This window comes from Candidatus Poriferisodalis sp. (assembly GCF_965219595.1).
In the GTDB taxonomy this organism is placed as follows: Bacteria; Actinomycetota; Acidimicrobiia; order Acidimicrobiales; family Poriferisodalaceae; genus Poriferisodalis.
This window is the reverse complement of record NZ_OZ244781.1, coordinates 586200-598140: the sequence shown is the minus strand read 5'-3', so window position 1 is coordinate 598140 and position 11941 is coordinate 586200. Positions and strand designations below refer to the sequence as shown.

Annotated in this window: 8 protein-coding genes; 4 read left to right on the top strand and 4 right to left on the bottom strand. The window is 68.0% G+C overall.

All coding sequences use genetic code 11. The features are described from left to right. The first annotated feature begins 35 nt into the window (after positions 1 to 35). The 4 genes from ACOQPE_RS02380 (at position 36) to ACOQPE_RS02365 (ending at position 8326) form a co-directional block, all read left to right on the top strand. A complete protein-coding gene (locus ACOQPE_RS02380; RefSeq protein WP_420610325.1) occupies positions 36 to 2507 on the top strand; it encodes a GcvT family protein in 2472 nt (823 codons plus the stop codon). A gap of 195 nt (positions 2508 to 2702) precedes the next feature. Next, positions 2703 to 5201, top strand: coding sequence for an FAD-dependent oxidoreductase (locus tag ACOQPE_RS02375; protein WP_420610324.1), 2499 nt, complete (start codon positions 2703 to 2705; stop codon positions 5199 to 5201). Between the two features lie 102 nt (positions 5202 to 5303). Further along, positions 5304 to 6902, top strand: coding sequence for a trimethylamine methyltransferase family protein (locus ACOQPE_RS02370; RefSeq protein WP_420610323.1), 1599 nt, complete (start codon positions 5304 to 5306; stop codon positions 6900 to 6902). A 128-nt stretch (positions 6903 to 7030) separates the two neighbouring features. Further along, positions 7031 to 8326, top strand: coding sequence for an ATP-binding protein (locus ACOQPE_RS02365; RefSeq protein ID WP_420610322.1), 1296 nt, complete (start codon positions 7031 to 7033; stop codon positions 8324 to 8326). Positions 8327 to 8350: 24 nt separating this feature from the next. Here ACOQPE_RS02365 and ACOQPE_RS02360 read toward each other — a convergent pair whose 3' ends face one another. From ACOQPE_RS02360 to ACOQPE_RS02345, 4 genes are read right to left on the bottom strand one after another with little or no spacing between them, the layout of a single operon-like run. Next, on the bottom strand, positions 8351 to 8872 hold the full coding sequence (locus ACOQPE_RS02360) for a shikimate kinase (RefSeq protein WP_420610321.1): 522 nt from the start codon (positions 8870 to 8872) through the stop codon (positions 8351 to 8353). A gap of 23 nt (positions 8873 to 8895) precedes the next feature. Further along, positions 8896 to 10242 carry a CaiB/BaiF CoA transferase family protein gene (locus ACOQPE_RS02355; protein WP_420610320.1) on the bottom strand — a complete coding sequence of 449 codons (1347 nt, stop codon included), beginning with the start codon at positions 10240 to 10242 and terminating at the stop codon, positions 8896 to 8898. Beyond that, positions 10239 to 11309, bottom strand: a complete 1071-nt coding sequence (locus ACOQPE_RS02350) for a sucrase ferredoxin (protein WP_420610319.1) — start codon at positions 11307 to 11309, stop codon at positions 10239 to 10241. Before ACOQPE_RS02350 ends, ACOQPE_RS02355 begins: the two co-directional genes overlap by 4 nt. Positions 11310 to 11315: 6 nt before the next feature. Next, on the bottom strand, positions 11316 to 11783 hold the full coding sequence (locus tag ACOQPE_RS02345) for a hypothetical protein (RefSeq protein ID WP_420610318.1): 468 nt from the start codon (positions 11781 to 11783) through the stop codon (positions 11316 to 11318). Positions 11784 to 11941: the final 158 nt, after the last annotated feature.

Below are 11941 nucleotides of genomic sequence, written 5' to 3'. Positions count from 1 at the left end.
ATCGCTCTCTCCCAGATCGTGCTGAAGTCGTCGTCGTGGGTGGCGGCGTGGTGGGGTGCGCCGTCGCATACCACCTGGTGCGGCGAGGCATCACCGACGTGCTGCTGCTGGAACAGAACCAGCTCACCTCGGGCACCACCTGGCATGCCGCGGGTCTGGCCGCGCAGCTCAAGTCCACCTACAGCCTGACCAAGCTGGCGACCTACACCGTGCGCCTGTTCGAAGCGCTCGAGGACGAGACGGGTCAGGCCACGGGATTCCGGGCGCCGGGCTCGATCTCGGTGGCATCCGACGGCGAGCGCTGGGAGGAGATCCTGCGCGGCGCATCCATGGGCAGGTCCATCGGTGTCGAGTCCCGCGAGCTCGACATGGACGAGCTGTCGCAGATGTGGCCGCTGATGCGAACCGACGACCTCGTCGGCGCGCTGTACCTGCCCGACGACGGGATGGTGTCACCGGTCGACGTCACGATGGCGCTGGCCAAGGGCGCACGTGCTCGCGGGTGCCGCGTCATCGAGGGCGTTGCCGTTACCGGGCTCGAGACCCGCAACGGTGCCATCAGCGGTGTCCGGACTGAGCCGGCAGGCGGCGCCGCCGGGGGCGACCACCTCATCGAGACCGAGACCGTGGTGCTGGCCACGGGCATGTGGACTCGCCATCTGGCCGCACAGATCGGCGTGAACGTTCCGCTGCAGGCGTGCGAGCACTTCTACGTAGTTACCGAGCCGCTCGAAGGGCTCGACACCTCCACGCCCATCGTGCGCGACCCCACCAACTACACCTATTTCAAGGAAGAGACCGGCAAGCTGATGGTCGGCTTCTTCGAACCGGCAGCCAAGGTGTGGCGCCTCGGCGGCATCCCGCGCAACTTCAAGTTCGGCACGCTGGACGAGGACTGGGACCATGTCGGCCCCGTCTATGAGCGTTCGTGCCACCGCGTGCCGGTGCTCGCCGACTGCGGAGTGCAGCTGTTCTTCAACGGCCCCGAATCGTTCACTCCTGATGGCACCTACTACCTCGGCGAGGCACCCGAGGTCGACGGCTGCTTCGTGGCTGCGGGCTTCAACTCCGTGGGCATCCAGTCCGCCGGCGGGGCGGGTTGGGTGCTCGCCGACTGGATCGCAGACCGGCAGCCGCCGATGGACCTGTGCGCAGTGGACATCCGCCGGGCCATGCCGTTCCAGGCCGACGAGACGTATCTGGGCGAGCGCATCAGCGAGAGCCTCGGACTGCTGTACGCGATGCACTGGCCGTTCTTCCAGTACACGAGCGCCCGTGACCAGCGCCGCTCGGCACTGCACGACGCCATGGATGCGACGGGCGCCGTGTTCGGCGAGACGGCGGGCTGGGAGCGGGCCAACTGGTTCGCCGAGCCCGGCCAGGAGCGGGAGTACCGCTACAGCTACGGCAAGCAGAACTGGTGGGCCAACGCAGGCCGCGAGTGCGATGCCGTCCGCAACGGCGTGGCGGTGTTCGACCAGTCGTCGTTCGTCAAGTTCACGGTGCGGGGCCCAGACGCACTGGATGTGCTCGACACGCTCAGCGTCGCCGACATCGATGTGCCTGCCGGGCGTGCCGTCTACACCCAGTGGTGCAACGAGCGCGGCGGCATCGAAGCCGACCTGACCGTCACCCGGCTCGGCGATGACGACTTCTGGGTGGTCACGTCGGCTGCCTGCCAGACCCGGGACTGGGCATGGCTGCGGCGACACTGCCGCGGCAGAGATGTCGAGATCGCCGATGTCACTGACGACTGGGCGGTGCTGGGGCTAATGGGGCCGTGCTCACGCGAGCTGCTGAGCCGCGTCACCGACGCCCCGCTCGACAACGAGTCGTTCGGCTTCGGCAGTGCTCAGCACATCGATGTCGCGACAGCAGACGGCCCGATGGAGGTGCTGGCCGTTCGCATGAGCTATGTGGGAGAGCTCGGCTGGGAGCTCTATGTGCCCAACCAGCGAGCAGTCGCGGTGTACGAGGCACTGCGGGACGCTGCCGCAGCCGCCGACGGTCTGGATCTGGCGCACGCCGGCTATCACGCCATGAACACGCTGCGCCTGGAATGCGGCTACCGCCACTGGGGCCACGACATCAGCGACGAGGACACGCCACTGGAGGCCGGTCTGGGCTTCGCGATCGCGTGGGACAAGCAGCGGGATTTCATCGGCCGCGCCGCGCTGGAGGCACAGCGCCACGAGCCCCGCACGCGGCGGCTCATCCAGTTCCGTCTCGAAGACCCCGACCTGCTCGCCTACCACGACGAACCGATCCGCCGCGACGGCGAGCTCGTCGGACGGGTCACGTCGGCCATGTGGAGCTACACCGAAGACCGCTGCCTGGCGATGGGCTACGTGACGCATCCGACCGCGGCCGACCCTGAGCCGCAGGCCGTCACCAAGTCTTGGCTCGAAGCCGGCAGCTTCGACATCGAGATCGCCGGCCGCCGCATTGCCGCCACGCCCTCGATCCGCAGCTTCTACGACCCCACCAACCAGCGCGTCCGCCAGTAGTCCTGCGATCTGCAACCCGAACTTTCGGATTGCATATTCAAGAGCGTCAAGATGCGCGCAGTGGTGCGCGGAGCGGTGGTAATTTGCGCGCACCACGTCGGCATGCCACGGGGCCCGAACCGGGGGGTTCGGCTCACCTTTGGCCTGGACAAATGGGGACCTGTGTATGTCTGAGCAGGCCCGGCATCGCTGAGCATGCCTGAACAAGCGCAATGCGTCATCATCGGCGGCGGCGCGATGGGGGCCGGCCTGCTGTATGCCCTCGCGCACGAAGGCTGGACCGACACGATCCTGGTCGAGAAAGGCGAGCTGACCTCTGGGTCCACCTGGCACGCGGCCGGCCTGATCCCGAACTTCATCGGCGATCTCAACATGGCCAAGGTGCACCAGGAGGCGGTGGCGCTCTACCCGCGCCTCGAAGCCGAGACAGGACTGTCAGCGGGCTGGCACGGCTGCGGCGCCATCCGGCTGGCGCGCACGGCCGACGAGGCCGACTGGCACCACTACGTCCACGCCATGCTCACCCAGATCGGCGTGGAGTCGCACCTGATCGGGCCTGCTGAGATTGCCGAACGGCACCCGCTGCTGACCGATCTCGACGACGTGCGACTCGGTTTCTACACACCCCATGACGGCTGGACCGATCCGTCTAGCTGCACGAACGCCATGGCCAAGGGTGCCCGCGACCTCGGCTGCCGGATCATGCGCCACACGCTCGTGACCGGCATGTCCCAGCGCGCCGACGGCAGCTGGGATGTCACGATCGTGCGCGGCGGTGCCGATCCGGCCCGCCGTCGCAACGGTTCGAACGGCCGCGACGAGCAGGACACCATCCACTGCGAGCACGTCGTGAACGCCGCCGGGCACTACGCACCCCAGCTCGGCGCCATGATCGGGCTCGACGTTCCGATCGTGTCGGTTATCCACCAGTACTTGGTGACCGAGACCGTGCCCGAAGTCGAAGCCCTCGATTTCGAACTGCCAGTGGTGCGCGATCCCCGCGCCTCGTGCTACTACCGCCAGGAGATCGACGGCCTGCTCATTGGGCCGTACGAGATGTCCGGCTCCCGGTCCTACGGCGTCGACGGCATCGACTGGGACCTGCACTTCCACCTGCCCGGCGAGAACCTCGACGTACTCGAAGAATGCCTCGACTTCGCTCAGCAGCGCATCGGCGTGCTGTCCGACGCGGGCATCAAGCAAGTTGTGTCCGGGCCGATCACCCACACCCCCGACTCGGGCTATCTCATGGGGCCCGCACCGGGGGTGCGCAACTACTGGCACTGCAACGGGGCATCCATCGGCATCACCCAAGGCCCAGGTGCCGGGAAGTTCCTGGCGCAGTGGATGGTTCACGGGCAGACCGACATCAACGTGCGGGCCATGGATCCGCGCCGTTTCGGCGACCACACCGGCCCCAAGTCGCAGTTCGCCCTCGAGAAGGCGCTCGACGAGTACCACGAGATGTACCAAGTGCGGCTGCCCGGCGAGCAACGAGCCGCCGGCAGGCCGGTCAAGACCACGCCGCTGTGGGGCCGCTTTGACGCGCTGGGAGCGCAGTGGCAGGAGATCTACGGGTGGGAGCGCCCCCAGTACTTCTCGCCCGACGGCACGCCTGAAGCGCACTCGTTCCGTCGCTCCAACGCGCATGACATCGTCGGCGCCGAGGTGCGCGGCGTTCGCGAGCGCGTCGGAGTGGCCGACCTCAGCGCCTTCGCCAAGTTCGAGGTGACCGGGCCCGACGCCGGTGCGCTGCTGGACCGGCTGTCAGCCAACCGCCTGCCCGGGCGCGACGGCGGCATCCGCCTGACGCACATGCTCACCGAACTGGGCGGCATCGAGTGCGAGATGACCATTGCACGGCTGGCGCCGGACCGGTTCTGGCTGGCCTCCGCGATCATGGGCCAGAGCCACGACTTGGACTGGCTGCGCGATCACGTCGAGGCCGACGAGCAGGTGAGTGTGCGCGACGCCACCGACAGCACCGCCATCTTGGGGGTGACCGGCCCGCGTGCACGTGACGTGCTGTCACCGGTGACCGACGCCGACCTCAGCAACGACGCATTCAGCTGGCTGACTGCCCAGCAGATCTCGGTGGCAGGCGTGCCCGTCATCGCGCTGCGGGTGTCCTACGTCGGCGAACTGGGCTGGGAGCTGCACTGCCCGATGGACGAGCTCGGACGGCTGTACGACGCGGTCGCCGAAGCCGGCGAGCCCCACGGCCTGGTGCACTTCGGCAGCTACGCCATGAACGTCATGCGCATCGAGAAGGCGTACAAGGCGTGGGGCAGCGAGCTCACTACCGAGATCACGCCGGTCGAAGCCCGGCTCGGCCGGTTTGTGGACTACAGCCGCCCATTCATCGGCCGCGACGCGGCCGTGGCCCGCCACCAAGCCGAGGAACGCGGCGAGCCGCTGTCGATGGTGCTCGTCTACTGCGAGGTGGATGCGAGCGACAACGACGTGCGCGGCAACGAGCCGGCGTTCGCGCCCGGCAGCGACGAGCCCATGGGCATCGGCACGAGCGGCGCCTGGGGTCACTCGGTGGGCCGCAGCCTCGCGTTCGTCTACGTCGATCCCCGCTTCGAAGCCCCCGGCAGCAGCTTCGAGCTGGATCTGCTCGGCGAGCGGCGCACCGCGACCGTGCTTGCCGAGGCCGCCTACGACCCACGCAATGCGGCGCTGCGCGCCTGATCCCGACATGGCTGCGCTGTCGCATCTCTGCCCCTGAACCACAAGGACCCGGCGTACACCGCCACTCACAACACAGATTGCCCCAGGAGGTGCCGGCAGGAGATGTCTGACACGGCTGCACCGCCACCCGAGACTGCTGAGGCGCCCCGGCGCCGCCGCGGCGGCGGCCGGGCTGGCCGCATCGCCGTCCGCGAAGCAGCACCTGAGCGCGATCGCAGGCCAGTTCGCCCCGGCCTGCCCGCGGGTCGATTCAAACCGCTGACCGAGAGCGACATGCAGCAGGTGTACGACACCGCACTCGGGCTGCTCGAAGACGTCGGCATGGGCGATCCCCTCGACGAGTTCGTCGAGGCGGCGACGCCTGTGGGCGGGTGGGTCGACGACAACGGACGCATTCACCTGCCTCGCGGTGTCGTGGAACGCGCCATCGAGACGGCGGCCAAGGAGTGGATCTGGCACGGCTTCGACGACGACCAATCGGTGCACGTGGGTGGCGAGCACGTCTATTTCGGCACGTCAGGCGCCGCGGTGATGATGTACGACCACGAGACCGGCACGTTCCGCGATTCGCTCGCGCAGGACGTGTACGACTGCGGCCGCTTGGTCGACACGCTCGACAACCTGCACTTCTACGTGCGCACGGTGGTGGCACGCGACATGGTCGAGACCCGTGACCTCGACATGACCACTGCATACGCAGTGATGTGCAGCACCACCAAGCCGGGCGGATCGTCGTGGTTCGAGCCGGAGTGGGTGTACGAGTCGGTCGAGATGTTCGACCTCGTGCTGGGAGGCGAGGGCGAGTTCGCGAAGCGCCCCTTCATCGCGGCCAACAACACGTTCGTCGTGCCACCGCTGCGCTTTGCCTACGACTCGGCGCGGTGCCTCGTCGCGCAGGTGCGCACCGGCATGCCCATCAACCTGCTGTCGGCGCTGCAGGCCGGCGCCACTGCGCCTGCGGCGCTCGCTGGCGCTCTGGCGCAGGCGGTGGCCGAGTGCCTCGGGGGGTTGACCTTCGTGAACCTGCTGTCGCCGGGCCATCCCTGCCTGCTGGGCCTGTGGCCGTTCGTGTCGGACCTGCGCACGGGTGCCATGAGCGGGGGATCGGGCGAGGAGGGAATTCTCAACGCCGCAGCGGCCGAAGTCGGCCACTGGCTCGGGCTGCCCACCGGCGTGGCGGCCGGAATGACGGATTCCAAGGTGAACGACGCCCAAGCCGGCTATGAGAAGGGCCTGAACGTCGGGCTGGCCGGCCATGCGGGAGCGAACATCGTCTATGAGTCGGCGGGGATGCTGGCGAGCCTGCTGGCGTGCTCGTACGAGGCGCTGGTAATCGACAACGACATGCTCGGCGCCATCAACCGCACCGTGCGCGGCATCGAGGTGAACGCCGACACGTTGTCGGCAGAGCTCATCGGCGAAGTCATCGCCGGGCCGGGCCACTTTCTGGGCTCGCCGCAGACGCTCGAGCTCATGGAAACCGAGTACCTCTACCCGCTGGTGTCCAACCGGGACACTCCCGAGGACTGGACCGAGGCGGGCAGTCGGGCCGCGCACGATGTGGCCCACGACCATGTGGTGGCCACGCTCGAGAGCCACTGGCCGTCGCATATCAGCCCTGCGGTCGACGCCGCTGTCCGGGACGCCTTCCCGATCGGCCTGCCGCCCCAAGGCCCCGCGATCGAGGCGGCTACGTCGTAACGCCGCGCCCTGCGCCTCTTGGCGCAGCGACTCGCGGCCCTGGCGCAATCTGAACGGCGGGCTGTCGGTGGTTTGTGTCGGCTGTGAGCGGTCGCTAGATTCCGAATCAGCCCGGTGCGCATTCCGAATTGGCCAGGCGTGCATTCCGAATTAGACAGAGCTTCATGCCGGATCAGACCATGCAGAGCGGAGCGCTCATCGCTCGACACGCCGAGCCGCAGGTGCGCGCGGCTTTGGCCGACACTCGCATTGTCGCCATTGTCGGGCCGCGCCAATCGGGCAAGACGACGCTCGCCCGCCGTATCGCCGGCGGCGATGGCCGGCAGTTCGTCACCCTCGATGACGAGCAGTCGAGACAGTTCGCCCAAGAGGACCCGAGGGGATTCACCAGCGGTTTGCAGCGAGCAGTAATCGACGAAATTCAGCGAGCGCCGAGTCTGATCTTGGAGTTGAAGCGGATTGTCGACGAAAACCCGCGCCCCGGGCAGCTCCTCATCACCGGTTCGGTCGACCTGTTCGCAGGTTCAATGTCGCCAGACTCCTTGGCCGGGCGCGTCGAAACGGTCGAGCTGTTGCCCTTCTCACAAGCCGAGATCGCCGGCACACAGCCGTCCTCGTTCATCGATCGTGCATTCGCGAGTGACTTCGCGGGCCTGCCTGCTGCCGGACCCACCGACGACCTCGTAGAGCGAGTGGAGCGCGGCGGCTTCCCCGAGGCGCTGACGCGCGCCGCTCCTGCCAGGCGACGGTCATGGCTGCGCAACTATGCGCGCGTGGTCGCCGAGCACGATGTCCGCGACATCGCCCAAGTCGCCAAACGCGACGAGCTGCCTCGCCTGATCGCCCACGCAGCCGTCGCAGCCGGCGGACTGCTCAACATGTCCGCACTCGGCACGCGTCTCGGCGTAGACGGTAAGACCGTCGACCGCTGGCTCGTGCTGCTTGAGCACATGTTCCTGATTCGCAGGGTGCGCGCTTGGCATCGCAGCGACCTGAAGCGCCTGGTGAAGGCACCGAAGCTCCAGTTTCTCGATTCCGGCCTGCTCGCAGCACTGCAAGGCGTAGATGCCGCGAGCATCGCCAGCGACCGGCAACGGCTCGGCCCTCTGCTGGAGAGCTTTGTCTACGGGGAACTCGCCAAGGCCGTTGCGCTCAGCAGTGACCTGACCACCGTCAGCCACTACCGCGACAAGAGCGGCGCAGAAGTCGACTTCGTACTCGACCGCTCGCCGGGCGCCGTCGTCGGCATCGAAGTCAAGTCGCGGGCCACGGCGCACCCCCGAGATTTCACCGGGCTGCGACGCCTGAAGGACGCTGCGGGCGACAGCTTCGCCTGCGGGGTCCTCCTGCACAACGGCGATCGCGTCCAACAAGCAGCACCCGGCCTGTACGCGATGCCGGTCAAGATGCTCTGGGAAGCCTGAGTCGGCTTCGGCAATGCGCGCCGATCAAGCTCTGAGTCGCTCGATGATGTCTGCCGCGATGTCCTGCGGCGAGCGGCCCGCCGTGTGGACCTGTTCGAACTGCCCGTAGCTGGCTGCCCGTTCGTTCAGGAGGCGATCAACTGCGGCAGCCGGATCGTCGCCCGCGAGCAGCGGCCGCACCGGGCCGTCGACATCGGCCCTCAGGCGGCGGATGATCTCGTCAGCATCGGCGGCGAGGCAGAAGACCCGGCCCGTCGCCGCCAGCGCATCGGCGTTTGCCGCGTCGAGCAGCATCCGGCCGCCGGTAGCGATCACCTGACGTCTCCCCCGGGCGACCTGTGCCGCTACTGCTTGCTCGATGGAACGGAAGGCGTCTTCGCCGCGCTCGGCAAAGATGGCATCGATCGGGCCGTGCCGCTGCTCGATGACATCGTCGGTGTCCACGAACGTTCGGCCAAGATCGTCCGCGATCAGTCGGCCCACGGTGGTCTTGCCCGAGCCCATGAACCCCGTCAGCACCACGTTGGGATCGACGGAGCGAGTCACAGGGCCGTTCACATCGGGGCAGATCACTTCTGGCCGTCGGCGTCGAGAGCGTCGCCGAGCGCCTCTTTGTCGGCAGGGTCGACGAGCACTTGATCGCCTGCGGTGCCCCATCTCGGCAGCGGCGTGCGGTGAAGACCCGGCGATGCCGAGTCGGACGCGATGACGCCGCGTTCGGCCAGGTCGGCGATCTCGCTCTCGTCGAGGCCGAGCAGGTCGCCCAGCAGGGCGGCGGTGTGCTCACCGGCTCGTGGCGCGGGGCCGCGCACGCCCACGTCGGGGGAGTTGTGCATGCGGAACGGGGCGGCGATGGTCTCGAAGTCGCCGGCCTCGGGGTGGTGGATGGTCTCGAAGGCGCCGGTTGCGCGCACCTGCGGATCCTGCGCTGCCTGCGCCGTGTCGTTGATCGGCGCCCAGATGCAGCGGTGCTCATCCAGCCGAGGCATCCAGTATTCGGACGGCTGCGACTTGAGGGTGTCGTCGATGTCGGCAAGCAGTGCGCGCATGGCCCGAAAGCGCTGCCGTCCGGTCTGGTAGTCGGGGTTGGACAGCAGGTCCTCGCGCTCGATGGCCTTGCAGAAGCGCTCCCACGCGTCGCCGGTGTCGGGCATTGTGAAGTGCAGCCAGCGCCCGTCCGCGCACTCGAAGGCTTCGAGCATGGGCGACAGGCCGCTCTCGCGAGGACGCTCGGAGTTGGGGCGACCGTCCACCAGCGAAGTGGCCATGTCGATGGCGATGGTCCATGTCGCCGTCCGCAGCAGCGAGGACTCCACGATCTGTCCCTCGCCGGTCACATCCCGGGCCCGCAGCCCGGCCATGATCGCGCCGAAGAAGGCCAGGCTCGTGGTGTGGTCGCCTTGGCCTGGCCGGGCGTGCGGCGGGGCGCCTCCCGGAGGTGTCGAGGCGCCGTACAAGCCTGATCGCGAGAAGAAGGCCGTCACGTCGTAGCCCGGCCGGTCGATCTCGTCTCCCACTTCGCCGTAGCCCGACAGCACGCCGATCACCAAATCGGGCTTCAGCGCCAGCAGGTCGTCGGTGCTCAACCCGAAGCGATCACGGCGCTCGGGCAGCAGGTTCATGACTACGACATCGGAGGCCGCCACCAGGCGTCGCGCAATCGCTGAGCCGTCGGGGTCTTCCAGATTGAGCTGGATCGATTGCTTGCCGCGGTTGATGAACTGGAAGGCCACGTCGGGGTTGTGTGCACCCTCGGGCATCTTGGCCTGCTTCATCAGCCCGCGAATCGGGTCGCCGCCGATGGCTTCCACCTTGATCACCTCCGCCCCGAGGTCGGCCATGATCGCCACGGCCGACGGCGCGGCAGCGAAATTGGCGAACTCGACGACGCGGATGCCCTCCAGCGGTGATGTCATGTCGATGTCTCCCAGATATCGGTGACGGTGAATTCTGTCGCGGGCTTGGCGGGCAGTCCCCCCGATGCACGGCATGCAATGGTCGGCACGGTCCGCTTCTCTCGCACGGTCACGGTCCAAGCTCGCCCTGCCTCGGCTGCCGCCACGTCGACTTCCCAAGCGTCGGCGTTGCGCCGCAAGCGCACCTCGCGACTCATGGCTTCGAGCGGCCATCCCACCTCGGCGAACACGGCCCTTTCGCCCACCTGCGCCGGCCCGGTCGCGGCGCCCCACCAGCCCCGGCAGCGCGCTGCAATGGCGGATGCATCGGCGGTCTGGTCCAGAATCGCGGCGATCTCGCCTGCCTCGATGCCGGCCCACATGCGGCCGTCGGGCAGCGTCATCGCCGTCGGGGCGAAGCGGTGGCCTCCGGTGTGGCTGACGCGGTACACGGCGACCCGCCCGCCTGCGGTCGGCGCACCGACGTAGGGCTCGTCGACATCCGCATCCCGGTAGGCGCGCAGCACCGCTTCGAAGTCGGCCGCGAGGCGTGTGCCCTCGCTGCCGCAGCACACGTCATGGCTGCCTTGGGTGCAGATCAGCACGGCCTGTTCGTTCTCGGCGCAGCCGAGCGAGGCGAACCGGGTGCTCTGCGGCGCCGGTTCAGCGGGAGACTGCTCTCGAAGGTGGGCAAAGAGCTCGTGGAGTCCCTCGGCGCCGTCGGCTTCGAAGCGGGCCGACTGCGTGCCCGCGCCCGAGCGCCAGTGCAGCACCGCAGGAACCCTGCTGGGGGTGCCGTTGCGCTGGTCGTGCCCGCCCGCCGGCGCCACGGCCAGCACCCGGGTCGGACCCACCTGAAGATCCATCATCGACGAGAGGCCTGCGAGCAGGCCGCTCGCGAAGACCGGCTTCGGCCACGGCAGCGGTGCCTCCACCAGCGCCACGGCGTTGGCTGCAATTGCAGTGCCGCCGGGATCGGCGCCGATCGCAGCGGCATGGGCGGCGCATCGGGGCGCAGCATCGTCGGCCGGCAGCAGCGCCGCGGCCTCAGGTGTGAGCAGCGCCGATCTCAGTTGAGCATTCGCCATCTGCGTCTACGGGGTGGTGTTGGAGCCCAGTTCGAGAGTGGTCTCGATGCGTGACAGCCGGCCGGTGTGGTCGAACAGAATCGTGTTGATATCCGTCAACTGCTGGTCGATCTGAGCGAAGCGCCGCTCGATTTGGATGAACCGCTGGTCGATCTGGTCGATTCGCTCGTTGAGGTTGCCTTCGACGCGGTCGATGCGCTGGTTGAGGTTGTCTTCGACGCGGTCGATTCTGTCGCCGAGGGTGTCGATCTGGTTGCTGAGCGACATGAAACCGTAGACGAGCAGGGTGGCGAAGCTGGTGATGACGGCGGCTGCGATGCCGTTGCGTTCCAGCCACGACGGCACACGCCGTCGGCGGGTCTGTGCAGCCTGCTCGCCCGGCGGTTGCACGGCGTGTTGCGGCGTTGGGGTCTGTTGCTGCGGCGTGGCGTCAGGGCTGTTTTCGGCCTCGGAAATGCTGCTGTCGGCCTCCATGGTGCGAAGGGTACTCATCTGGTCTCCCGGGGTCTGAACGCGGCACCGCCCGTCGTCGGCCAAGGTGCTGCCGCTGGCCCGGTTGCGGTTGGTCTCGCAGCACCGTAGGAGCACCGCGTCACACAATGCCAAGCATTTTCATTGAGATTCGGAAGGAC